Annotated in this window: 18 protein-coding genes; 7 read left to right on the top strand and 11 right to left on the bottom strand. The window is 63.2% G+C overall.

All coding sequences use genetic code 11. The features are described from left to right. Positions 1-5: 5 nt before the first annotated feature. From EK373_RS28255 to EK373_RS28245, 3 genes are all read right to left on the bottom strand, one after another. Positions 6-1,751 (bottom strand): DUF1588 domain-containing protein, encoded by a 1,746-nt coding sequence (locus EK373_RS28255; protein ID WP_129648169.1) that lies wholly within the window; start codon positions 1,749-1,751, stop codon positions 6-8. Between the two features lie 258 nt (positions 1,752-2,009). Beyond that, entirely contained in the window at positions 2,010-2,972 is a 963-nt protein-coding gene (locus tag EK373_RS28250) for an MBL fold metallo-hydrolase (protein WP_157994580.1), read from the bottom strand. Between the two features lie 79 nt (positions 2,973-3,051). Next, complete coding sequence (locus tag EK373_RS28245) at positions 3,052-6,126, bottom strand: TonB-dependent receptor plug domain-containing protein (RefSeq protein ID WP_198683712.1); 3,075 nt, start codon at positions 6,124-6,126, stop codon at positions 3,052-3,054. A 423-nt stretch (positions 6,127-6,549) separates the two neighbouring features. Between EK373_RS28245 and EK373_RS28240 the strand changes: the two genes are divergently transcribed. Then, entirely contained in the window at positions 6,550-7,560 is a 1,011-nt protein-coding gene (locus EK373_RS28240; protein WP_129648163.1) for an aldolase/citrate lyase family protein, read from the top strand. A gap of 65 nt (positions 7,561-7,625) precedes the next feature. On the opposite strand, the gene EK373_RS28235 is transcribed toward EK373_RS28240, so the two are convergent. From EK373_RS28235 to EK373_RS28225, 3 genes are all read right to left on the bottom strand, one after another. Then, positions 7,626-8,411, bottom strand: coding sequence for an SDR family oxidoreductase (locus tag EK373_RS28235; RefSeq protein WP_129648161.1), 786 nt, complete (start codon positions 8,409-8,411; stop codon positions 7,626-7,628). A 22-nt stretch (positions 8,412-8,433) separates the two neighbouring features. Then, the gene (locus tag EK373_RS28230) at positions 8,434-9,501 is read right to left on the bottom strand and encodes a serine hydrolase domain-containing protein (protein ID WP_129648159.1); all 1,068 of its coding nucleotides are present in this window, start codon (positions 9,499-9,501) and stop codon (positions 8,434-8,436) included. Positions 9,502-9,645: 144 nt separating this feature from the next. Then, entirely contained in the window at positions 9,646-10,977 is a 1,332-nt protein-coding gene (locus EK373_RS28225; protein WP_129648157.1) for a DUF1254 domain-containing protein, read from the bottom strand. 160 nt (positions 10,978-11,137) lie between these two features. On the opposite strand from EK373_RS28225, the gene EK373_RS28220 reads away from it, so the two are divergent. The 4 genes from EK373_RS28220 to EK373_RS28205 all read left to right on the top strand — a co-directional run bounded on the left by EK373_RS28220 (position 11,138) and on the right by EK373_RS28205 (position 16,257). Beyond that, positions 11,138-13,627 (top strand): TonB-dependent receptor, encoded by a 2,490-nt coding sequence (locus tag EK373_RS28220; protein ID WP_129648155.1) that lies wholly within the window; start codon positions 11,138-11,140, stop codon positions 13,625-13,627. A gap of 54 nt (positions 13,628-13,681) precedes the next feature. Continuing rightward, positions 13,682-14,662 carry an alpha/beta hydrolase gene (locus tag EK373_RS28215; protein WP_129648153.1) on the top strand — a complete coding sequence of 327 codons (981 nt, stop codon included), beginning with the start codon at positions 13,682-13,684 and terminating at the stop codon, positions 14,660-14,662. 37 nt (positions 14,663-14,699) lie between these two features. Beyond that, the gene (locus tag EK373_RS28210) at positions 14,700-15,071 is read left to right on the top strand and encodes a hypothetical protein (protein ID WP_129648151.1); all 372 of its coding nucleotides are present in this window, start codon (positions 14,700-14,702) and stop codon (positions 15,069-15,071) included. A gap of 175 nt (positions 15,072-15,246) precedes the next feature. After that, positions 15,247-16,257, top strand: coding sequence for a hypothetical protein (locus EK373_RS28205; RefSeq protein WP_129648149.1), 1,011 nt, complete (start codon positions 15,247-15,249; stop codon positions 16,255-16,257). Between the two features lie 66 nt (positions 16,258-16,323). Here the strand turns inward: EK373_RS28205 and EK373_RS28200 are convergent, their stop codons facing one another. The 4 genes from EK373_RS28200 to EK373_RS28185 form a co-directional block, all read right to left on the bottom strand. After that, on the bottom strand, positions 16,324-17,814 hold the full coding sequence (locus EK373_RS28200) for a sulfatase family protein (protein WP_157994579.1): 1,491 nt from the start codon (positions 17,812-17,814) through the stop codon (positions 16,324-16,326). A gap of 16 nt (positions 17,815-17,830) precedes the next feature. Continuing rightward, positions 17,831-18,505 carry a GntR family transcriptional regulator gene (locus EK373_RS28195; RefSeq protein WP_129648145.1) on the bottom strand — a complete coding sequence of 225 codons (675 nt, stop codon included), beginning with the start codon at positions 18,503-18,505 and terminating at the stop codon, positions 17,831-17,833. Between the two features lie 57 nt (positions 18,506-18,562). Next, positions 18,563-20,356, bottom strand: a complete 1,794-nt coding sequence (locus tag EK373_RS28190; RefSeq protein WP_198683711.1) for an outer membrane protein assembly factor BamB family protein — start codon at positions 20,354-20,356, stop codon at positions 18,563-18,565. A 158-nt stretch (positions 20,357-20,514) separates the two neighbouring features. Further along, a complete protein-coding gene (locus tag EK373_RS28185) occupies positions 20,515-21,309 on the bottom strand; it encodes a helix-turn-helix domain-containing protein (protein WP_129648141.1) in 795 nt (264 codons plus the stop codon). A gap of 171 nt (positions 21,310-21,480) precedes the next feature. Between EK373_RS28185 and EK373_RS28180 the strand changes: the two genes are divergently transcribed. Together EK373_RS28180 and EK373_RS28175 are read left to right on the top strand one after the other, a co-directional pair. Next, entirely contained in the window at positions 21,481-22,197 is a 717-nt protein-coding gene (locus tag EK373_RS28180) for a response regulator (protein WP_129648139.1), read from the top strand. Next, complete coding sequence (locus EK373_RS28175; RefSeq protein WP_232831367.1) at positions 22,197-23,603, top strand: sensor histidine kinase; 1,407 nt, start codon at positions 22,197-22,199, stop codon at positions 23,601-23,603. The genes EK373_RS28180 and EK373_RS28175 overlap by 1 nt, the downstream gene beginning before the upstream one ends. Here EK373_RS28175 and EK373_RS28170 read toward each other — a convergent pair. Continuing rightward, positions 23,578-25,050 carry a S41 family peptidase gene (locus EK373_RS28170; protein ID WP_157994578.1) on the bottom strand — a complete coding sequence of 491 codons (1,473 nt, stop codon included), beginning with the start codon at positions 25,048-25,050 and terminating at the stop codon, positions 23,578-23,580. The two genes, EK373_RS28175 and EK373_RS28170, sit on opposite strands and share 26 nt — an antisense overlap. Positions 25,051-25,141 lie beyond the last annotated feature (91 nt).

Raw genomic sequence — 25,141 nt, 5'->3', positions numbered from 1 at the left:
GGCAATCAGTTCTTATCGTGGCTGCTAGTCATCGCCACGGTTTGTGTTTCATTCGCGGGCGCCGCCGTATCCACCGTGGTGGTCGTCGGCAGCTGCTCTTCGATGACGATTTCCTCGGTCGGCTCGCGTGCCTCGGACGCATTCACCTTCTTCGCCTCGGTGACGGTGCGGAAGGCTTCCGAGAGCGTGATCGTGCGCAACACCTCGGGCAGCTTGTAGCCGGCCTTCTCGAACTCCGCGGTGTAGTACTTCAACAGCGGTCGGTCGGAGGGCTTGGCCGCGCCGCCCGAGCCGTAGCTGTACAGGCGATCGACCAGGCAGCTCGGCAGCGCCGGATTGTCGTGCAGCGCCTTGCCTAAGCCCACCACATCGGTGAACTGCACGCCGTCGAGCTCGCCGGTCGTATCGATGGTCGCGCCGTTCTCCTGCGTGCGGAAGCGGCCCGCGCCATCGAAGCTCTCGAGCGCAAGCCCCATCGGATCGGTGATCTTGTGACAGCCGGCGCACGCCGGATCTTCCAGGTGCACGGCGACGCGCTCACGCTGCGTCTTGTAGTGCGCGTCCGGATTTTCGAGCTTGCCGAAGTCGACGTTCGGCGGCGGCGGCGGCACGACCTGGCAGAGAATGCGCTCACGCAGCGCACGACCACGCAGCGTCGGCGAGCTGCGGCCCGGATGCGAACGCAGCGCGACGAAGCTCACCTGCGTCAACAGCCCCTGACGCGGGCTGTCTTCAGGGAACGTATATTCGGTCCAGCCTCGCGAGGCCGGGATCTGGTACAGCGGCGCAAGCGCGGGCGACATGAACGTTTCGCGCGTCGTGTACAGCTCGCGATAGTCTTCCTGCTTGTGGATCAGATGATCGACGATCGTGCGCATGGTCTGCTCGCGGGCATCCGCGGCGGTCGCACCGGTGAAGAACGGATAGACCGTGGGATCCTTCGAGAGCGCATCGAAGTCATCGAAGCCCAGCATGTCATCGAAGAACGCGCGCATGCCGTCTTCCAGGCGCGGGCTTGCGAGCATCGCATCGACCACTTTCTTCAAGCCACGCTCGCTGTCGAGCTCGCCCTTCTCGGCGGCCGTGAGCACCATGTCATCCGGACCGGCATCCCACAGGAAGAAGGACAGGCGCGAGGCAAGCGAATAAGCGTCGAGCGGACGGCCGCCGTGCTTGTCGGGCTTCTCATCGCTCGTCTCGACGATGAACAGCACCTCGGGGCTGATCAGCATCGCCTCGAGCGTGAGCTCCACACCGGCGTAGAAATCGTTGAGCTTGTCGGCGGCCGTGTTCGCGGCCGTGACGTACTTGCTCAGCTCCTCATCGGTCAGCTTGCGTCGGTGCAGGAGCCGGCCGGTCTGCGAGAAGAACTGTTTGGCGCACTCCGCATCCGACTTCTTCTCATCGGCGGGCGTGCACGGGATCAGGTAGTTGCGGCGCTCGGGCGCGACGACTTGAGCGGCAATGCTGCTCGCGGCGCGCTGGAACGTTTCGATCTTGCCCGCGGTGACGCCGGCCAAGGCCGCGCCGTTGGCGAGCAGACCGTCGGTCCGGCGCAGCGGCGGGAACTTCATGTCCATGCTCACGCTCGAGCCGAACACGTTCGCGACCGTATTCAAATACTGCTGGGTGGTGATGACTCGCACGCGCGGCGGCGTGCCAGGATTCTCGGGCTCATCTTTGCCCGCGCAGCCGGCCAAGAGCAGGCTGGTCAGGGCAACTGTGCTGAACGCACGGATACATGACTTCACTCTCAACGTCCCCCTACCGATCAACCTACAGCGACGAACGGTATCCAGCCTGTGACGGAGCTAGACCTGTTCTATCCGCTATTCAGAATGTACGCCTAAGGCGCTACATGAACTTTGTTTTTTTTGCCGCGAATATGGAAATTTTCCGTCCGCTGTCAGGCGTTTACCCTGAGTTTCGCAGACGGCTCGCAAGGCTGGCTGGCGGGTCGCTTTGGACCACACCGCACGCCGACTAGTTCCACGATGCGGCCCGGTCACTCAAGTCTCCGGCAGCTTGCCATCGAGCTCGAGGTATACACGAGCGATGGCGAGCGGCGCCTGGGAGCTGCGCAAGGCCCAGTCGGCGTACGGGCCCCAGTTCGCGTGCTCCGCGGCCGGACAGTTCGCGGCAGATTCGCACGCGTAGCCGGCCGCTTTGAGGCGCTTCGCCTCATTCATGACGTAAATCAACGCCTGCCTCGCCTCGTCCAGCTCGCGCCTCATGATCGCCGGCTCGTCGATGAAACCGTGGCCGGGGATGTACCAGTTCGGATTCAAGTACACCGCCTTGCGGATCGTCGCAAGCCACTCGGTCGGATAGGCTGAGCGCATCGCCGGGAACACATCCCTTAAATAAATTTCACCCAGGAACAGCACGCCGACCTGCGGCATCCAGGCGACCAGATCGCCGCCGGTGTGGGCGCGTCCCAGGTTCAGAATTTCGATTTGCGCGGCGCCGAGCCGTAACGATCGCTGCTCGGAGACGAGCATGGTCGGCGGATTGGGATCTTTCTCGAGCCGCCGCTTGGAGGCGGGCGAGCCAATGAAGACCACGTTGGGATACGCCTGCCGGAAGGCCGCGTTGCCGCCTACGTGATCGATGTGATCGGAGGCGATCACCACATATTTAATGGGCTCGTCGGTGAGCTTCTTGATGTTCTCGATCATCGCCTGGGTCTGCGGCACATCGCCCTGACCGTCGACGACCACGACGCCCTCGCCCGTGATCACGATCAGGCTGACCGTGTTGACGATGACGCCCTGCTTGTCTGGCGAGTGCAGCCCTTCATAGGCATACACGTTGCGCTCGAGCTGCTGCCAGCGTGGGAAGTCTTTCGCAGTGAGATTGCGTTTGGAAATATCGGCCGAGTGCGGCCAATCCTCGCCGGGCGTCGCCACGCCCGCGGACTCCGCGCTGAAGGCGGCCTGAGACAGCAGCATCGCGCCCAGGAGCGCGAGCATACGTGCTCTTCTCATTATCATCCCCCAAGGGGGCGGGCCTGCATTGGGCCCGCCCCGCTCGCGTCTCTTACGTGCGTTCTTAGAACTTGAAGCGCACGCCACCGTGGAACATGGTGCCGAAGCGGTCGTACAGCGTCACGTTCGACTGACCCTGGTAGAAGCCCGCGCCACGGCCGCCTGCAACCTTGGCGGGATCCTCGTTGAGCAGGTTCTCGATCACGAAGTACGCCTCGCCCATGTCGCCCATCTTGTAGTTGAGCGCCAGGTCGAAATACTCCGCGCCAGCGATGTCGTTGTCGTTGATCGTGTTGGTGTAACCCGTGCCGACCAGCTGCGCAGCCGTCGGACAGCTGCCGACCTCACATTCCAGGAACTTGTTGTTGTACTTGCCCGCGCTGATGCCACGCATCGACAGCGTGATCGACACCGGATCCCAGTCGTAACCTGCGGACAGCAGATAACGATACTTCGGACCGGAGAGGTTCGCGCCGAGGCCGATACCGGCATCGTCGGAGTTCACGCCGCGGCCGTCGATCTTCGTGCCGTTGGCAGCGGTGGTCTCGAGCTTATCCACGAACGTGCCCATCGCACGCAGCGTCAGGTCGCCAGGGCCGACCGGGAAGCGATAGGTGGCGTCCACGTCGATGCCGCTCGCCACTTCGCCGACGATGTTCTCGGGGAAGCTCGTGACCACGGTGATGAACCCGTTGGAACCACGCGCGATCTGCGCGCACATCTGCGGATCGCCACCCAGGTAGCAACCTTCGATGATTTCACGCGTGCTGCGCACGTACAGCGTGCCATCGACTTCGATCTTGTAGTAGTCGACGGACATCGTGAAGCCCGGCAGGAAGCGCGGCGTCAACACGACGCCAATACCCGTCGTATCGGCCTCTTCCGGCTTCAGGTTCAGGTTGCCGATGGTCTGGCTCTGCATGAAATAGGTCGGATTGCCCGGCAGACCCAGGTCGGTGTTGTTGCCCGTGCCACCGGAGCCCTGGTTGAACAACTCACCCAAGCCAGGCGCACGAATGTCACGCGACTTGGTGAAGCGGAAGCGTGCATCTTCCAGCGGCGACCAGATCAAACCGGCCTTCCAGGTCGTGACCTCGCCCGTGACGCTGTAGTCCGTGTAACGAACCGCACCGTTGAAGTCCAAGGTCTCCGCGCCCGGCACGCCGTTCAACAGCGGCACCACGGTTTCGAGGAACGCCTCGTTCACATCGAACTTGCCGATCGTCGCCTTGTAGTTACCGGCGAAGAAGGCGCTCGTCCGGTCGAGCGCGCTCACCGAGCCTTCCGACTCCTCGGTGCGATGCTCGCCGCCGAACGCGATCGACACCGGGCCCGCCCAGTTCTCGAACGGCTCGCCGCTCATGCTGGCCGCGAGCACCGTCTGCGTGAGCGTGATGTCCGACCAGCCCATGTCGGTGATGTAGTCGAGGGCTTGCGGCGAGTTCACGCCGAGGCCCATCGGATTGTAGGCGCGGCAGCCGGCGACCGGCACCACGGAGAGCAGGTCGGCGCTACGTGTGCCGCAAACGATGTTGCCGTTTGCATCGAGCGTCGAGTTGATCGCCATGGCATAGCGCGAGTTGACGCGGTTGGTCGGCGTCTTGGACTGGATGTTCTGCTCGCCATAGACGTAGGAGGCATCCCAGTTCCATTCCTTGCCGCCGAGATCGAAGTTGCCTTCGAAGCCCGCCACGCCGCGCTTCAGCTCACGCGTGTTGATGCCCTGCAGGTAGTGCATGTCGCCGTTGAACGTGCCGATTTCGATCGCGTCGACGTTGTTGTTGACCATCGTCTGACGCAGTTCCGGGGACAGGAACGCGTTGTCGCGATACACGTAAACGCTGCCGCCGTTGTTCAGGATGGGCACGACCTGGGTGTTGTGCGACCAGGTGTGGCCGTACTGCAGATCGACGAACGCCGTGACGTTGTCGCTGATGTCATAGGCCGCGCGGCCGAACAGCGATTTACGCTGCAGCGGCAGCGCGATGGTCGTGGCGCGATCGACACGCGAGGCTTCCCAGTCGCCGCCACGCATCGTCGGACCATTCACCAGATCACCGAACTGGAACGGAATCGCGTTGCCGTCGGTCACGAACTGCGTGCCGCGCAGCGCGCAGGGCGTACCCGTGATCGGTTGGAGCCGGTTGCCGGGCACCCCGGTGACGGTGTCCACATACGGGGTGATGCGCTGACAGCTCAAGGTCAGGCCGCCGTAGGTGCCGTTCGCGACGCCCGCGTTGTGAACCGTGAGCAGCGAAGGCTGGCCCGCCTGCGAGGCGAGCGGGTTGTTCATCATCTGGAACGAATCATCCGCCCACTCGCGATCGTTACCGATGATGCCCTCATCGTCGGCGTACTCGCCGCTGAACAACAGGTGCAAACGATCATCGGCAAGCTTGGTGCCGGCGGTGAACGTGAGCTTGTAGTTCTCGCCGTCGCCGGCCGAGGTCATGCCGTAATCGACGTTGCCTTTGACGCCCGTGAACTCCTTATCGAGGATGAAGTTCACGACGCCCGCGAGCGCGTCGGAGCCGTACACGGCGGACGCGCCGCCGGTCACCACGTCGACTCGCTGCACGAGACCGCTCGGAATCATGTTGACGTCGACCGCGCCCGAGAGCGTGCCGGTGGCCACCGTCGAACCGACCATGCGCTTGCCGTCCTGGAGCACCAGGGTACGGTTGGCGCCCAAGCCGCGCAGGTTCAGGATGTTGGTGCCGGCGGTGCCGGAGCTGATGTTCGAGGAGCGATTGCGCGGGGTCTGGCTGCCGGCAAACGCGGGCAGGCGGTTCACAGAGTCCGCGATCGTCGTCGTCGCCATCTTGTTCAATTCTTCGGCACCCAGCACGGAAACCGGTGTGGGGGCTTCATAGCCGTCGGCACGCGCGATGCGCGAACCGGTCACGGTGATGGCTTCGAGCGTATCGCCGGCGCCGCTGTCGGTCGCGCTACCGCCGGTGGCGGATTGAGGTGCAGGCGACGGGCCAGCCTGAGCAACCTGCTCGGCGGTTTCCTGCGCCATTGCGTTGAAGGCAACGAAACTGGTCAGCGCGAGCAACGCGCTCGCCGGTCCCAGTGCCCGTCTGACGGCTGCCGACACCGGGCGTGCGCCCGAAGTTGCTGCGCTTCGATCGTTCATCGTCATATTCCCCCTTTAGGAAAATTTTTTTCCTGCGTCGCTTGCGCCGTGAAAACCCGCCGCACGCTCGCAGCTGATGAGTCACCGGATGAGGCAGGGCCTTGGTTTTCGCGCCGATGCTTCATTTCGCGGGACATCCTACGCGCGAAGCGTCGCAGGAATTTACTGATAATGTGTGCCGGCGATCTGGGTGGCAGCATGATTCAATCGCCGAAGCGCAAGTTCGCGACATTAGTTTGCGCCCTTGCCCCAGCCGCCCTGCCAAAGGGTGTTTGCGCCACAGCCGTGCTGTACGCAAAGTGAGTTGAAGTCGAACGCGACGGCGGCTACTTTGAAGATCGAACGCGCGAGCCACGTGCGCGCGTCGATACCGACATCAATGTCATCACGAACGCGCGCGTTCGTTCGGGGGATTCAATCATCATGCCTTCCACGTCGATGGCTCACACCGTCTCCAGCATCCTGCGTGCCGCCTCGCTCGCCGCCCTCGCCTTCGCGGCGAGCACGACGCTTGCCGATGCGCCAAAACAACGACTCAATCCGATGATTGGGTTGATCGAGCAAGGCAAGCCCGTGATGGGCCTGTACGCGCCGAGCAATCGCAAGCCGTACGGCGCGCCGGCGGATGCACCGACGCCGAACAAGACACCCGCGGAGCTTGCGAAAGAAACGGTGAACTACAAGCTGTCGGATTTCGTGTTCGACGGCAGCATGGAGCACGACTACGACAAATCCCTGCCCGTCTTCACGGAGTTTGCGAAGGCGCTCGGCGCTGAAAAGCACTTGAGCCATTCCCCGGCTCCGCGCATCGATTATCCGATGATCGTGAAGATGCACGAGATCGCGCCGGATCCTGCGCTCGCCGCCAAACACATCAGTCAGCAGTTGGACCTCGGCGTCTCCGGCATCATGTTCGTCGACGTGCAAAACGCCGATGAAGTGAAGCGCGGTCTCAGCGCCATGCGCTATCCCGCGCAAGGCGGCACGCGTGCGGACTCGGTGGGCCTGGCTCCGAAGTACTGGGGATTGAGCGAGAAAGAGTATCGCGCGAAGGCCGATCTGTGGCCGTTGAATCCGAACGGCGAGCTGATCAACTGGGTCGTCGTCGAGAGCAAGGAAGGCTTGAAGAACGTGCGCGAGATCGCGGCCGTCAAAGGCATCGGTGTGTTGTGGCCGGGCGCGGGTACGCTGCGCCGGGTGTTCTCATCCCCGGGTCCGGATGGCAAGCCGGTGACCGATGAGAAGGCCTGGGAAGGCGCGATTCAATCGGTGCTCTCCGCCTGCAAGGAGTTCAAGGTCGCCTGCGGAATTCCGACGACGCCCGATCAGATCGAGATGCGCATGAAGCAGGGCTTCAGCGTGTTCGTGATGAACTGGGGCGATGCGGGGTTCAAGACGATTGAGGTGGGCAGGAAGGCTGGCGGACGCAGCTAATCGCGTCTGGCTCTCACTGCGCTAGTCATGCCGCAGGCATTGGAAGGCCTGCGGCTCACTGCGCTCTACCCGTGCACCGCGCTCGCGCCGCCGTCCACGGCAAGCACCTGCCCCGTGATGTGTTTGCCCGCATCAGAAACCAACAGCAGCGCAGCGCCTTTCAGATCCTGATCATCGCCCCAGCGCTGCAACGGCACGCGTTTGCGCGCCTCCTCACCCAGTTCCTCCATCAGGCCGCTCGACAACTTGGTCCAAAAAAATCCCGGGGCGAGCGCGTTCACTGTGATGCCGTACACGCCCCATTCGCCGGCCAGCGCGCGCGTAAAGTTGATCGCGGCAGCTTTGCTCGCGTTGTAAGCCACGGTCTTCATCGGGCCCGGAGGATTGCCGCTCAGTCCGGCAATGGAGGCCACATTGAGAATCCGGCCGTAGCGCCGAGGGATCATCGAACGCCGGCCGATCTGTTGTGACAGCAGAAACATGCCGCGAACGTTCAGATTGAACACCTTGTCCCAGGCGGCAGTCGGATGATCCTCGGCCGGCGCCCCCCAAGTGGCGCCTGCGTTGTTCACGAGGATATCGACGCGGCCTAATCGTTGCAGCGCTGTGTCGGCGAGTGCGACGACGCCCTCTTCGTTGGCGCAATCGGCCACGACGCACTCCGCGTCGATTCCCTGCCCGTGCAGAGACGCCCTCGCGCGTTCGAGCTCATCGGCCTTGCGCGCCGAGATCAGCACGCGCGCACCGTAGCTGCCTAAGGCTTCGGCAATCTGTAACCCAAGGCCGCGCGATCCGCCGGTGATCAGCGCGGTCTTCTCATTGAGACTGAACAACGATTTTTCGGTAGACATGTTGTCCTGGATTCTCCAGACACTATCGCGCGAGTGCTTCGGCAATCAGCGGCTTGAGCTGCTGTTTGAGATCCACCACGAAGCCCACCCGATCGTTCGGCACTTGCATCCCGAGAATGGCGTAGTACCCGACGTCCCGATCCAGCCACGGGTTGAATCCAAACGCGCCGGGCGAGGAGATCGCCGAGCAGCCGGTCGTGGGCGTGCTGCATTCCAGCCAGGCAGTCAGGCCGTACCGCACTTGTGTACCGACGCTCGAGGCCGGGGTCGTGACGATCGCAGCGTTCGCATAGGGCTGGACCCGTTGCACATCGAAGATCTCCGGCCGAAGCAATGGCGCGCCCTGCCACTGTCCCTTGTTGAATACGAAGTGCAGCAGGCGCTCGTACTCCTGCATCGACACAATCAGCCCGCCCGCGGGAAGCGGATTGTTCGTGCCCGTCGCCGCGACGGGGTTGGCGTAGTAGACAATATCCGCCGGCATCCCGAGCGGATCGCGCACTTGCGCTGCGAAGATCTCATTCCACGAATCGCCGGTAACGACCTCGGCCATCCGCGCGGCGACATGCAGATGCGTCGAACCATATTCGAAGCGGGTACCGGGCAGCCCCAGAAGCTCCATCTGTGAAATCTCACCTACGCACTCGGCGAGCGTGTGAGTCTCGCGATAAGTGCAGAAGTTCTCCGGCGGCAGACCGGAAGTAAAGGACAGCAGATGACGCAGCGTGATCGTACCCTTCTCACCGCTCCAGCCGAGCACCTGCGCCGTCGTGGAATCCAGCGACAGAAAGCCCTGGTCGATGAGACGGAACAACACCACACCCGAGACCAGCTTCGACGCCGAAGCGATCGGCACGCGCTGGGTCGCGGAGAAGTTGCCGTACATGCGCTCGAACACCTTCTCGCCGTCTCGGTTATAGATGGCGAGACCCATGCCCTCGATACCTTGCGTCCGATAGGCTGCCTCCGCGGCCCGATCGATCGCTACGAACGGATCGTCGGCCGGCGGCGTCGGTGAGGCATCGTCATCACCGCAGGCATTGAGGCCAAGACACGCGAGTGCCGGTAGTAACAGTTTGAGTGCATTCAAGGCAGGCAGCTCCCATCGCTCGGTTGCGGACGAAAGGAGCTTGAACGACTCACGGCGAGCTCGGTTGACTCGTACGCGACGATTTGTGCCGCTTTGTCAACGGCATCTGCACGAACCTATCGTGCAGATGCCTGGCGCTGCTCATCAGCCCCGCATGAGCGGCGGCAGCAGATAACGCCCCTCCAGCAGTTCGGGGCGCGGCAGATACGCCCTCAACATGATTGCAAACTTTTCGGTGGGCGGCGCCGGTAACCAATTGGCCGTGCGCTCGCCGCCCGGATCGCTGCGGGATATCCAGATGTCGAGCGAGCCGTCCGCGCCGCGCTTCAGGCCGGGGGTGCGATCGCCGATCGAGTAGCGATCGAGCGCGTTGTCGAAGAAGAAATATTGACCCGCGCTGTTGACCTGATACATGGTCAACGACCAGAACGCATCCACCGGAGGCAACTGGCCCGCCTCGAAGCGCAGTCGCCAACTCGTCGCGCTCGGCAGGTCGTACGCACCATCCGGGGCGATCGGCCTCATATACATGGCTTCCTCAGGCGGCAACGCCGCGAGCGCCGTCAACGCGATCTGCGCACGGAAGCGATAGTCCTGGCCGAAGTTGCCGAGCGTCGACTTCGGATAGAGCCAGCCGTTGGCGATCCGCCCCGACTCCCCCGCTGACATCAAACGAACTCGGGCCGCGGCAATACCCGCTTCGATCATCTTGCCTTCGGCCGCCGAGAAGCGGCTCGCATCGAAGCCTTTGACAGGCCCGAGGCCGAGGGCTTCGACCCGCTTGAAGAACGAAAGGTCGGCGATGGGCGGCGGATTCTCTGCGAGCAGCGCCTGCACCGACGCGAAATATTCCGGCCATGGATCGGAGCGCTGCGCGAAGCGCGGCGGCGCAGGCACGAGCGGCCCCTGGATCGACATTCCATTATGGATGGCGCGCGCCGCGGCCAGATCCTCCGGACCATCGACCAGCAAGCGCGCGAGCAGCCAGACCCAGCGCGTCGGTGAGCGCAGCGAAAGCGGATCGCTCGACGCATCGCCCGGCCCCGTGATCGTCACCTTGCACGCGCCGCCGCCGGTGGTGCGCGAGCCAAGCACGGCGAAGTTGTTGCCGTACATATCCATGAACTGATAGCTCACGTAGCGCTCGCCGACTTCCGGCAGGCTCAGTGAGACCGGGCCGGCCGACAGATCAATCCAAGCCACCGAGTACAGCGTGTCGTTGTTCGGGGTGGTGACGGTCTGGCTCTTCGGCGTGAGCAGCGCCTGTCGATGGAACAGATGATTGGGACGCGCCATCGCCAGCAATCGCTGCCGCGCCTGCGCGTTCTCGATCAGCATCAATCCATACAACCACGCTTCGGCAGCCGCCTCCTGCAGCGGCAGCCGGCGGTCGTTGGCGACGGCGTGGGCCCAGCGCGGTTGCAGGCTGGCCGCGCCCGCCAGCGTGGTCGCGATCATGAAAGTTCGTCGATCCATGGCTTGAGGTTACCTCGTGATGACAGCGGTTTCTCGGTGCGAAACGATATTTTGTGTTTCTGCGGCTCGTGTGGGAGCTTTGTTTTCGAAGCGCGCGAGCTTAGTTGACCGATCAACAAAACACCACTCATCTGACATTTGTTGAACATTGGGGGAAGGTATGAAACGGCAACAGGGCAGTCTGCTATCCGGTGCAGCGTTCAGTCTGCTCGGCATCGGCACGACGACTGCCGCGGAAATGATTGCGAGCGAACAAACAATCGCCGTGGAGGAAATCGTCGTCACCGCGCAGAAGCGCAGCGAGAGCCTGCAGCAGGTGCCGGTGGCCATTTCCGCATACACCAGCGAGATGCGCGATCTCAGAGGAATAACGAGCGTGCCGGAGCTGAGCGACTTCACGCCGGGGCTGAGTTTCTCGCAGGGACTCGGCCGCATGAGCGTACGCGGCGTCGGACGCCTCACCAACAACTACGGCTCCGACCCCGGCCTCGCCAACTACTCCGACGGCTTCTATACATCCAGCACGGCCGAAGCCGGCAAGCATCCGATCCTGATCGAACGTATCGAAGTGCTGCGCGGACCGCAGGGAACGCTCTACGGACGCAATTCGATCGGCGGCGCCATCAATATTATTTCGAAGCGACCGACCGAGACGTTCGCGGGCGAGGTGCACGCCTTGGTCGGCAACTATGACACCGAGGTCTTTGGCGCGGCGGCATCCGGCCCCCTCGCCGACTGGTTGCGTTTCAGAGTGGCGGGCACCACGGGCGGCCAAGGCGAGGGCTTCTACCAGGACGTGGATGGCGGCCGCGGCGAAGGCGGCGTGCAGGACGACCACTACGCGGAGGCACAACTCGAGTTCGACATCGGCGAGCGTATCGAAGGTTGGATGAAATACGCGCAGGCCGGCTGGGATCGCGATGGTCGCTCGGAGGTTCTGATCACCCCGTACGACATCGCTCCGGTCTACTTCAGCGGATTGTTTCCTAACGCGACGTTCAATGGCACGCCAACACAACCGGTGACGACGCCATTCACTGGCACCAATCCGGGTGTCAGCGATCCGCGAAAGTACGACACCGATACCCCCTCCGTCGCGACGCTCGATGACTCGCACACCTATGTGCTCGAGCTGGTCGGCCACGCCGGCTGGGCAGACATCAAGTACACGGGCGGATACCAGGGCTACACGTACGCGCTGAACGATGATTTCGACGGCACCGATCGCGAGCCCTACACGACCCGACCGCCCACGCCGCCGACGACGCCTGGCGTGACATTTACGATCTTCCCGCAGCTCGAGTCTTTCTATCTCGAGGACAAGGAGTACTACAGCAACGAGATCAATCTGATCTCCACCGGCAACGGGCCGCTGCAGTGGATTGTCGGGTTCTACCAGTATCACGAGCAGGTCAATCAGTTCCAGGGCGTGCGCGCACCATTACAACCGGAATTGAGCAACCCGCGCGTAGCGCAGCCCAGTGCCGCGAACCGCAATCCAGCGGCCGGACCCGAAAATCCGGATCGCAATCTACAAATCGCCGGGGCTTTGCTGGACGCCGATGCGCGTGCCGTGTTCGGCGAGATCGAATACAGCCTGAGCGACGCGTGGAAGCTGACCGTGGGCGCCCGCTATACCGAGGACCGGAAGGACGCCGAGGAATTCCGTTCGCGTATTTTGTTTGGCGTTCCGGGCGTGCCGTACGCGTTCTACAGCAGCAGCATCGTCGACGGAGTGGCGGTTCCCGAAATCGATCGTCGCAATCGCCTCGCCGGCGAATGGCACGGCACGACCGGCACGACCGCCATTCAATGGACACCGGCCGCGGACGTGCTCGCATTCGCAAAGTACACACGCGGATACAAGAGCGGCGGCTTCAATGCTGGCCAGTTCGCGCCGGGGCAGACCGGCTACACCGAGCCCGAGTTCATCAACGCGTACGAGCTCGGCTTGAAGAAGACCTTTACGAACCGCCTGCTCGCCAATCTGTCGCTGTTCCATTACGACTATGAGGACGCGCAATACCCGTCGACGGTCCGCGATCCGGCAACCAACTTGAACGAGACGCGCTTCTTCAACCTCGAGCAAGCCGTATCGCAAGGCGTCGAGCTCGAGGCGTTGTGGGCCGCGACCGATTCGCTGCAACTGCAGCTGAGCTACAGCTATCTCGATACCGAAATCGATGATTCGCGATGTTTCATCGACAATGCCGACGTGCGCGCGGTTGCCGCCGACGCACGGCCGTGCGCTAGCGCATCCACCGCGCAGCGCGGTCAGAGCATCGATGGCGACCGGCTGCCGAGCGCGCCGGAAAACAAGATTGCGCTCAGCGCGGACTACACGTGGTACCTGCCCGCCGGCTCCCTGACGTTGTCCGGCTCCTGGATCTATCGCAGCGAAACCTACTACGAGGTGTTCTCTCGTGAACACTACCTCGCGCCGTCCTACGACGAGACCAGCGTGCGAGCGCTGTGGACCCATCCCGAGCGCAACTACACGTTGATCGCTTTCGTGAGGAATGTCTTCGATGACGAGAGTATCGAGCGAGTCACGGCCACCGAGTCGGCATGGAACGTGCGGAGCATCGAGGCAGGTTTGAGGCCGCCGCGCACCTACGGGCTCGACGTGCGCTTCCGTTTCGGACAGTGAACCGGCGCGGACAGACTTCACGCCCGCGCCCGCCAATCGAGGAGAGAAGTGACGATGCTGAATGTTCGACGTATGTGCATGACCGTCATGCTGCTGCACGCACTGCTGTTTGCGCCTCTGCTGCATGCACAACAGGACGGTCCCGCCCAGTTCGCTGTTCCGGCCGGTATCAGCGAGCGCAAGGTGAACATCTGGAGTGAAGGGACACGGATGTCCGGCGCGGTGTACGTGTCCACCTCCGAGCGGAGCAAGACACTGCCCACGATTCTGATGGCGCACGGCTGGGGCGGCACCGCCTCTGCCCTGCGACGGGATGCGGTCGGTTTCGCGCAAGCAGGCTATCTGGTTGTGACATTCGATTATCGCGGTTGGGGCGAGAGCGATTCGCGCCTGATCCTTGCCGACCCCACGGCGCAGCGCGCGGCAGGAAACAATCGCAAGTTCACTGCCGAAGTCATCGAGGTGCGTGAGGTCGTCGATCCGATCGACATGCTCACGGACTGGCAGAACGCCCTGCACTGGTTGCACGGCGAGCCGCGGGTCGACAACAGCCGTATCGGCGTCTGGGGCAGCAGCCAATCGGGAGGCTTCGTCGTGGAGATGGCGACACGTGATCACCGGATCAAGGTCGTGTACAGCCAGGTGGGCGCATTCGATGGCCGGCAGCTCGGCAGAACGCCCGAAGGCTACCGCGATGCCACCCGACGGGCACGCGGTGAAATCGGCTATCCCGAGCCAGGCGTGCGCGTGCTGGGCAATCTGCGTGGCGCGCCAATCTACGCGCGTTTCGCGAACTACGCTCCGGTCGATCACATCAACGATGCCGGCAACATTCCCATGCGCATCGTCGTCGCAGAGCGCGAGGAGCTGTTCGACAACGACGCCCAGGGCATCCTCGCGTACCAGCGTTACAACGGCCCGAAGGATCTCGTGATCGTGCCGGGCATCACCCACTACGGCGTCTACATGCAAGCCTGGCCGCAGGCGCATCAGCTGGCGCTGGAATGGTTCGACCGATATCTCAAGCCACGATGACGTGTTCGTTTGTTTTTGTTTACAGAGGTCAAGACTCATGAATTTTCTGCGCAGATCGTTCATTGCCCTGCTCGCTGTCGCCTGCCTGCCGGGCGCCGCATCGGCCGCCGACGTGAATGTCGCGGGCCGATGGGAGATCACCGTCGATACGCAGATGGGCAGCGGCACACCGCATTTCGATCTCAAGCAAAACGGCGCCGCGATCACCGGAACCTACCAGGGCCAGTTCGGCGAGGCGCCGGTGAGCGGGGTGCTCAAAGGCAAGGAGCTGCGATTGAGCTTCAAAGTGAGCGGCCAGGGCATGGACTACGAGATCGTTTACACCGGCACCGTCGAGGGCAACTCGATCCAGGGCAAAGTTTCGATGGGCGATGCCCTGCAAGGCACCTTCACCGGCAAGAAGACCTGACGCCCAGATAACGTCCGCTCCGACTCGGACGTGGCCGACACGTCCGAGCGTCGACCATCGCGCTCGACTGCCCCGGGGAGATCCAAGACAACTGCGAATTCACGCCTTCAAACGGGGACGCAGTCTCCGCAGCTGCGCCTGCCGTCACTATAGATGCGGATCAGGGGGATTGCTCATGAAAGACATTTGTATATCCATGAAGCGGCGCAGCCCGTTCGGGGCCGCGCTCGCGTGGGGCATCGTGCTCTACAGCTGCGCGCCGCTCGGCAGCGCTCAGACGAATCAGCAACGAGCACAGGCCGCAACAACGACCGCCACCACCAACGCAGCCTGTACCGCGTTGCCCAACTTCTACTGGGAGATCGGCGATCGCGACGCGAGGCTTGCAAGCGGCACACGCGGCACGTCGCCACCGACAGCGACAACTCAGATGAACATTTACTCCGCGAGCAAATGGGTCTATAGCGCTTATGTCTATCAGCGCCGCAACGGCATTCTGAACAGCAACGATCTGCGAGCGCTGCGCATGCTCGACGGTTACACCGAGACCAAAGCCTGCTTGCTGCAGCTCACCGTCGGCGCGTGTTACTCGAGCATGAGCGCGCGCGATACCGCCGCCATCGGCAACTTCTTCTACGCATCGGGCCACTTCCAGCAACACGCTGCAGTGGAGCTCGCTCTCTCCGGCAAGAGCGCCAGTCAGCTCGCGACGGAGGTCCACAATTATCTGGGCAACGACTGGACGTTCACTTACTCCCGTACCGATCTGGCAGGCGGCGGCAAGTCGAGCGCCGCGGACTATGCGAAGTTCCTGCGCAAGATCCTCAACGGCACGCTGCTGCTCTCGGGCGGCGCGCTCGGCTCTCATGCCGTGTGCACCTATACGGGTCCGACTGATCCTGTCAGCGGTCGAGTGAACTGTGCGAGCGCCCTGGAGTCTCCGAGTAACGATGCCTGGCAATACTCTCTCGGACATTGGGTCGAAAGCGACCCGCTCTGGCTCGCCGGCGGCGGCGATCCCGCGTACAGCAGCCCGGGGCTCGCGGGCTTCTATCCGTGGATCGACTCCTCGAGAACCTACTACGGAGTCCTGGCGCGCTCTGATCTGAGTCAAGGCGCAGGCGGCGCGTCGACCGCATGCGGACGGCTCATTCGTAAAGCCTGGCTGACGGGCATGGCGCAATAGGCCATGTCGACCCGGCGGGCGGAGCACCCTGCTCCGCCCGTTCGTCGTCAGCTGTTGGATGCTCGCTCAGATCGGCACAGTGAACGGCGTGCCGCAGACCGAATAGGTCTTCATCGATTGCGAGGGCCATCGAGGGTCTTGCAGGTCCTTCGCCCACTCGGCGATCGCATCCTCCAGTGCTTTCACTCGCGCCGGCTCGTGCTCGGCGAGATTCGTGGTCTCGTTTGGATCCGTGCGCAGATTGAACAGCAGCGTGAACTCACCCGTGAGGCTCTTCCAAAGCTTCCACTCGTCCTGACGAATCGAGACGAGCGGAGCACGCCGCCACATCAGCGACTCGTGCGGATTGCCGCTCCGCTCACCGGTGACATACGGCATCAGATCGACGCCGTCGTAGACGCGATCGCGCGGCAGCTCGCCGCCGGCCGCGATCAGCGTGGTCGGGAACACGTCCATGAGCGACACCATCCGCCGCTCGACCTGCCCCGCCTCGATCCCTGCCGGCCAGCGCATCATCAACGGCACGCGCATCCCCCCTTCATAATGAGTGAGCTTCCCGCCGCGCAGCGGCTCGCAAGCGCAGATGCGACCCAGATAGGCCGCACACCCGTTGTCCGACATGAAGTAGACGATGGTGTTGTCCGCTTCGCCGGAGCGCGCCACTGCATCCAGGACCTCGCCGACCGCATCGTCCAGCGCGGAGATCATCGCGGCATAGATCCGGCTCTCCTCGTCCGCAATGTGCGCAAAGCGATCGTAGTACTTCTGCGTCACGACCAGAGGATCGTGTGGCGCATTGAACGCAAGATACAAAAAGTATGGATCGTCCGACTTGGCGTTGCGCTCGACGTACTCGACGCCGCGGCGCGCGAAGTATTCGGTGAGATACTCGTCGTCATTGTTCACAACCGTGCGATCGGGGCCCTCGACGATCTGCAACTGCGGAATGCGCGCGCGAATCAAAGTCGGTGAGAGACTCGATCCTGCCGGCTGCGCATAGTGCACACCGGGCAGCCTCGTATCGATGTAATTGGTGGCGCCGGCCAGAAAGCCCACGAACTCATCGTAACCGCGGTTGGTCGGGTAGAAGTCGGCGTTCGAGCCGAGATGCCACTTACCTACGAGCCCCGTATGGTAGCCCTGCCGCTCGAGCGCCTGCGCGAGCGTGATCTCCCCGACATCGAGGCCGAGGTTCTCCCGGGCATCGCGTGCCGGCGGTCCGTTGTTGAACTCGAATCCATAACGAGCGGGATATCTGCCCGTCATCAGCGCGGCTCGTGAGGGCGAGCAGACCGGTGCGGCCGCATAGGCATCCGTGAACGTCACGCCCTCCGCGCCAATGCGATCGATGTTTGGTGTGGCGATCCGCTTGACGCCATACGCGGAGATGTCGGCATAGCCCAGGTCGTCAGCGAGAATGACGATTACATTCGGTCTGATGGGATCGGCCGCGACTTCCAGCGCCGCATCGGACGCAGGCGGCGGCGATACCGTGCAGCCGCCCAGCAGGAAGAGTGCTGCTGCGACGATGACGCGTAGATCAGCAAGGAGACGCACGTGTTTCACCTGTACTCTATGTTGAAAAGTCGACGCAACCAGGGGTCGCTTCGCAAGCGCCCATCCCTGCGAGTGCTGCGGCATCGATGCCGTCGAGATAGCGGCCGTGACTGATGCGTGCATCGCTGTCGCTGCCCCCACGCAAGGCGTCTGCGATGGCGGCGGCAAACCTGATAGCGGCTTCGGCGCCGGCACGACGCTGGCCTTCGGCCAGCGCGGCTGCGCAGCGGATGCGTGCTCTGCGCAAATTGCTCTCCAGGACTGAGTCATTGGCGAGCGTGACGATGCGATCGATCACGGCGGCGCCGATTTCCACGCACAGGGCCGGATCGAGCGTGTTGCGCGCGACACTCCCCGCCAGGTCCGCGATCGCCGCTGCATCGGACGGCGTCTTGCGTTCGAGTCCTCGCTCGATCAATCGCGACTCGATCACTCGACGCAGCCACAGCCATTGTTCGAACTGGGCGCGCGTCATCGCAGGCACGATCACGATGCCACCTGGAAACAAATCGAGCACACCATCGCCGGCCAGGGAGCTCAATGCCTCACGTATCGGCGTGGTGCTGACGCCGAGGGTGTCCGCGAGCGTCTGGATGGACAGCCTCTGCCCTGGGTGGATCGCGCCGCTGAGAATTGCCTGCAGGATGCTGTCGCGAACTCGCGCCTGGATGGATCTACCTGCCGGATCCATCCCGGAGCCGCACAATGAAGGCACAGGCAACACGCTCGGCACGGCTATGGCCACCCACTAACGCGATGTTTTCGGTTTGAACGCCAGCAGCACGTTGCCGGGCATCTGTCCGAACATCCCGTAGCCGGAGCTCACCAAGAGAAGGCCGTTCGCAGCGACGATGGACGCGTTATCGATCGAGCCGCCGCGCCCTTCCACGCCATTGATGGTCTTGAACTCGCGTGCCGTGTCGAACGAGAACAGCACCTTACCGGTTCGCGCATCGAAAGCGCGCACCATTCCGTCCAAGCCCCCTTGAACGACCGCGCCGTCGATAACCACCGGCGCGGCGGAAAGCCCCATGCTGCTCGCGCAACCTCGGATCCGTTCGGCACGCTCGCCGCGGCAATCCGCTTTGGACTCGAAAGTCCAAAGAACTTCGCCCGTCTCCGCCTTCACCGCGTGCAGACCGGGCTGCTGCGTGGCATTGGCGCCGCGCGGGACACCGTAGGGCCAATTGATCGGGACGAACACGCGCTCGCCATCCGTTGCGATTCCCCAATGTATGCCGCCGACCGGTGAGCCCTGCCCGAAATCCCGCCGCCACAGCACCTTGCCGCGGCTGTCGGGGTCGAGCGCCCAGAGCGTTCCTGACTTCTGACCCGCCAGCAGCACGTCCGAACCGTCCGTACGCTGTGCAATGATCACCGAGGCGCCGAAATCGACGTCCCGAAATACGCTGTCCTTGTTGGGACAGTTCGGTCCGCTGCGATTGAACAGACATCCGGTGAGGAAGATGTCATTGGCGGTCGCCTGGAAGCTCCAGCGGATCGAGCCGTCCTTCAGATCGATGGCGAGAATGGCATCGGTGGTGGGTGCGGCCGGATCCGAGGTCGCCTCACCCGTACCGACGTACAGCACGCCGCGCTTCGTATCGATGGCCGGCGATGTCCAGACCGGCGCCCCCGAAGGGCCCCAGATCATCTTGCCATCGCCCCGATCGCGCACGGGCCGTGCTTCTTGCATCGTGTGCGCGGTCCAGATCTTCGCACCGCTGCGAGCATCGAGCGCAGTCACCGCGCCGTGCGTCTTGCAGCACTCGTGATCGCGATTGGCGCCGAGCATGATCTCGTACTGCGAGATCGGTACGTAGATCCGGTCACCATGCAAGATGGGCGTGCCGGTCGTCAGTGACATCGGATGCAATCCGACGTGCTGCTTCCAGAGGCGCTCACCGCTCGCGGCATCGACCAGATGTATATTCGCGCTCAGGTCGCCGAAGATGAGGACCTTGCGTTTGGAGCCGGGCAACTCACCGAACGCGACACTGGTACGCAACGGCGCGTCGTGCCGATAGACCCATCGCAGACACGGCGGCCCTGCAATATCGATCGCAAATAGCTGCGAGGAGTCAGCGACGGGCAGGAACACATTCGTGCCGACGATCGCAGGCTGGGAGCGCATCATGGTGGCCTTCGGAAAGGCCATGGCCCAGGCAAGCTCGAGGTTGCTAAAATCCGCGGTGGCAAGCCCCGCCTGCGCCGCGCTCAGACGACGGTGATTGCGCGGGTCGAAGCCGAAGCCCGCAACCGCAGGCGTCACATCCAGATTCATTGGACCCCGCTCCCGCGTACATGACATCGACGCGCTCCAGTCATCACGGGTGGGCCCTTGTCCGGCGAGAAAATCGAGCAGCGCCGTGCGCTCCTCGCTCGTCAGCCGCGATGCCTGTACCTGCATTCGTCCCTGCGCGATGGCGTAGCTGATCGCTTCGCGTCGCATGGCTTTGAGCGTGTCGAATCCCGGCGCTTTGGTGGCTGCAGGATTGTCGTGACAGGCCGCGCAGTTGTTCTCGTAGATTGTCTTACCCAAAGCCTCCTCTGCCGAGCTCGCACTCGCAGGTTTCGGTTGAGCGCACGCGGCGAGCACAGCGGCAAAACACGCCGCAAGCCTCACTGCGCAAGGCCTGCGTGCGGGCCGCCCGGTGCTCGCAACGATAGTGCGGCCGTTCGAAGGATCACTCGATAGTTTCATGAGAAGACGCTCTTGATAGCGGGCACGATCTCTTTCGCCAACCGGTCCCGCATCGTCGGCTCGTCACTGGCGGCGGCCATGACGACTCGATGAGCAAACAACTGATTCGGCACAGGCACCGCAATCGTTGCAACTCCCCGGCGCCAGCCGTTGGCTTCGAAGCAAAAACCTTTGGTCAGCAACTGCGCGCGCGCCGCGCCGATGATCTCGAGCTTCGGGAAGTGCTGTCCGTTCACTCGAATGTGACTTGCCTCGAGCGGCAGGGCCGCGAGAAAGGCCTGGCCCGCCGACGTGAGCGATAGATCGAGACACGTGCCGATGGAACAGACAGGCGTGCCCGCCTGGTAGCTGCTGAAGCTTGCAGTGACCACCAATGCCTCGTTGGCCGGCTCGGCCACAGTGATACACCAGGGCCCGGTACTGGCGATTGCATTCAGAGCCACCGAGGGCAGCCGGGCAGCGACTGCATCGCCCAGTGGGCGAACCAGCGTCATCACGCCCGGGCTCAGTTGGAAGCGATTATTTTTTGTGCGTCGTAGATAGCCCAGTGTCAACAGAGTGTGGGTCAGGCGCGTTACGGTAGGTTTGGACAGGCCGGTCAGCTCATGCAGGTCGGCATTGCTCAGCGGACCGCCGCGCTGGCCGAAGGCTTCGAATATCGACATGCCACGAGCGACGGCTTCGATGAACTTCCGGTCGCGCGGCGCAGGCTCGCGAGGGCGCGCAAGGGCCACGGCAGCCCTTGCGAAATGCTGAGCGACGATGCTCTCGGGATTCGTTTGCTGGCTCACGCACGCACCTTCGCGGCGATCCTGGGTGAGCGCCAGAGTGCACCCGCCAGTGCGCCGGCGGTTTACCGGGTCGCAACGTTTTGTGTCGATATGTCGACGGCTGATGGCGTTTTGTCGATATCGCCGTGCAGTCCTTGCTGTTGAATCGACGGATTTGTACAAGGCTCGACTATGACCGCCTACGCCGCGACCCTGCTGATCATCGAGGATGACTCGCAGATCAGGCAGCTGATCAGCGATCTCATGCGCCAGGAAGGTTTCCTCATCGAAGCCGCCGCCGACGCGGCGACGATGGACGCCATCCTCGCGCGCATGCGACCCGATCTGGTGATATTGGATCTGATGCTGCCAGGCGAGGACGGGCTGTCGATCTGCAGACGCCTGCGCGCGCAGGATACAGTGCCCATTCTGATGGTCACCGCCAAGAGCGCCGAGATCGACCGCGTGGTCGGGCTCGAGATGGGCGCGGACGATTACCTGGTCAAGCCTTTTGGGCCTCGCGAGTTGCTGGCGCGAGTACGGGCGTTGCTCCGCCGAAGTCACATGCTTCCGGCGAAGCAACGCGACCGGCGACTCGCGTTCGGCACGTTCATCATCGACCTCGATGCCCGGCAGCTGCTCGATGAGCAAATGACCATGGTCAAGCTGACCAGTGGTGAGTTCGACATACTCGCCTGCTTCGTGCAGCGGCCGCGTCGCGTGCTGACGCGCGATCAAATCCTCGACCTGGCGCGTGGGCGCGCCACAGGCCCGTTCGATCGAACCATCGATACATTGGTTTCACGCTTACGGCGCAAGCTCGAGGCGGCAAGCCCGGGCTCCAACTTGATCACCACCGTGCGCAACGGCGGCTACCTCTTCACCAGCCATGTGAGGCTGCTGACGTGATGCGACTGACCTTCGCGGCTCGCACCGGTCTGATCGTCGTGCTGAGCCTGACGGCTGCCTGGATCGGCTCGATCGCGGTTTTTTATTTGTCCGCGACCGCTGAGAAAGGCGATCCGCGGCCGTTGCCCGGCCAGGTGGCTGCGGTGGTCGAGCTCCTCGAGCGCATCAGCGGCGATGAGCGCAAACTGCTGCTGCGCGCGTTGCAATCACAAATCTTCCATGCCCGGATCGAACCCGGGCTGCACATCGTCGAGACCTCTCGTCAGCTCGTCACTCGAGCCAACGCTCGCGGGTTGCAGGCTCATCTGGCGGCACTCGGAGAACGCCCTGTAAGCGTCGTACTCGCGAGCGAAAGCGGCAAACCGCGAGGCCTTTCGGGGCGCTCCTTCATCGCCCCGGTGGACCTTGAGATACGGGTCGGGCTGCTCACCGGCGAGACCTTGATCATCGAGGCCCGCAGCCTGTCGGTCACGAATTTTTTCGGGCTGCCGGTCGGATTCGTCTCCGGGCTGCTCGGCTCGCTGATTGGACTGATCGCGCTCATGATCATGCATCGGGAAACACGCCCGCTCATGCGCCTGTCCGCGGCGGTCGATCGTACCGATCTTGCAGGATCTCCCGTGCTGCTGCCCGAAGACCGCTCGGGTGCGCCGGAAGTCAGGGCGCTCATCAGGGCATTCAACCGCCTGCAGGATCGCTTGTCGCAGCTATTGCGCGCACGCATGGCCATGCTCGGCGGGATTTCGCATGACGTGCGAACCTTCGCGACTCGCCTGCGCCTGCGTATCGATCACATGCCTGCAGGCATCGAGCGCGACCGAGCCATCGCGGATATCGCCGACATGATCAAGTTGCTCGACGATGCGCTGCTTGCAAGCCGCGCCGGCGCCAACGAGCTCGATGAAGAGCTGGTGGAGTTGAATCAGGTCGTCGGTGCGGAAGTCGAGGATCGGCGAGCCGCCGGCCACGCGGTCCATCTGCAGATGGCGTTGGAAGATGCAGATGCGACCGTGCTTGGCGATCGGCTCGCCCTGCGGCGTGTCGTCGCCAATCTCATCGACAATGCCTTGAAGTACGGCCAGGTCGCGCACCTGCGAGTGGTGAGCGCCCAGCGCTCGATCGTGCTGACGATCGATGATGCGGGTGCGGGCATTCCTCCGCACCAGCGCGAAGCCATGCTCGAGCCCTTCGTTCGCCTCGAAGCCTCGCGCAACCGAGGAACCGGCGGCGCCGGCCTCGGGCTTGCCGTCGCCCGCAATCTCGTGGAAGCGCATGGCGGTACGATCACCATCACCGACGCACCCACCGGTGGCGCACGTCTGACGGTCGAGCTGCCGCTGTTCTGCGCGACGGCGGCAGCTCGCGCCTCCAGATCAGAGGTCAACGCCCAGCGGCAGCCGCCTTGACGATGCGGGCAGCAAACAAAGCGGGATTCTCCGCGTGTGACCGGTAGATCGAGATGTCGGGACGCACGCCTGCGGCACTGTTGCTGCCATCTTTTCTGAGAATGACACAATCGGGGGCAATGACTTGCACACCTGCTCTTGGCAGAACGATGGGCGATCGATCATATCCAATGAAGCCGCAGCCGGCGCCGCGGGTCGGTTCGCCGATGACGATCGCGGCGTCGGCATCCTGAAGATATCCCGCGAAGAGCTCGGCAGCCGATACGCTGTTACTATCGACGAATACCGCCAGTGGACCGCGCCATCCGATCTTCTCCACGTCGACCTCGAGTTGGCGCGACAGTGGCTTTCCAGGCGTGCTCGCCACGGACTCGAGCTGCAGCTCGCCGCTCGCATCGAGCGGCAGACGTGCAACGCGGCCACATCGCCAGAACGCATCCATCGACCATGCCCGTCTCTCCTTCCAGACCCACGACAGCTCGCACGGCTTGCTACTCGTCGCATCGATCCGAAATCGCAACAGAGCGTCGTGTGCCGCGAGCGCCGCCTCGCGCGTCGCTTGGCTGTTGCGCAGATCCTGTGCCGTTTCGTGCAGCTCATCGGTCTTGATCGACAGATAGCGATCGAGCCGCCCGTCCGCGACGACGCCTAGCGTCGGCGTATCAAGCGAAGTGCGCGCGAGCGATTGCGCCAGATCCCAAGCCCAACCCTCGCCACCCGGATTCTGGCCGAGGTCGATGAGCAATCGCCGGGCGCCTCGACGCCATGCTAGCTCCAGATCCCGCCGTAGCAAGGCGATGCTCCGCGCGACGGTCTCGTCTCTGAGGCGGTCTACACAACTCGCTGCGCACCAGCGCGGCCAGTGGGTTTGTTTGCTCGCACGCACGACCGGTACCGAGACTTTCACGAAAGAGGCCTCGCAGGCAGCGACGAGATTGCCGGATAAGAACGAGGCGATGCGCAGCAGGGCAATTTTCTGTCCCGAGGCCGTTGTGACAATGCCCGTCCTGAAGCCCGATGCCGGACTGCCGCGAATCAGCTCGAAGCGCCCGGTAGCTTCGAACGGTAGCGAATAGGCGTCGCCGTCGACGTCGATGTAACCGATCGAGGCGCAGGCGGAAGCGGCATCGTCGAACACCACCCGTGCCTCGCTCGGCGGTGCAGCCGCGGATCGTTCCCCGTCGGTGAGGTAGAGATGGCCATCGCCGATGCCATCGATCAGCGCTGCGATGGCATCGAACGCTTCCTCATCGGTCGTGGCATCCTGCAGCGCGCGCTCGGCGGCCGATGCAAGCGCCGGCAGATCCACGTCGCTCTCGTATGAAGCTTTCCACAGCAAGTTCGGATAGCTCGCTTCGAGCTCGGCTTTGAGCGTTGCCAGATCGTCGAGCCATCGGCTCTCGCTTCCGGCCGTCTCCTCCGATCGCCTCGGTGCGGCCAGACTCACTGCGAAAAACACCGACGCCAGCACGCAGCTCCCTGCGAGAACGAAGGTTGCAAACGCAGAGGTGCGAGGGCTTCGTGGGCCTGCTGTCACG

The organism is Peristeroidobacter agariperforans, from assembly GCF_004138335.1.
Taxonomy (GTDB): Bacteria; Pseudomonadota; Gammaproteobacteria; order Steroidobacterales; family Steroidobacteraceae; genus Steroidobacter; species Steroidobacter agariperforans.
The sequence above is the reverse complement of the archived record's forward strand: the minus strand, read 5'-3'. Positions and strand labels throughout refer to the sequence as shown.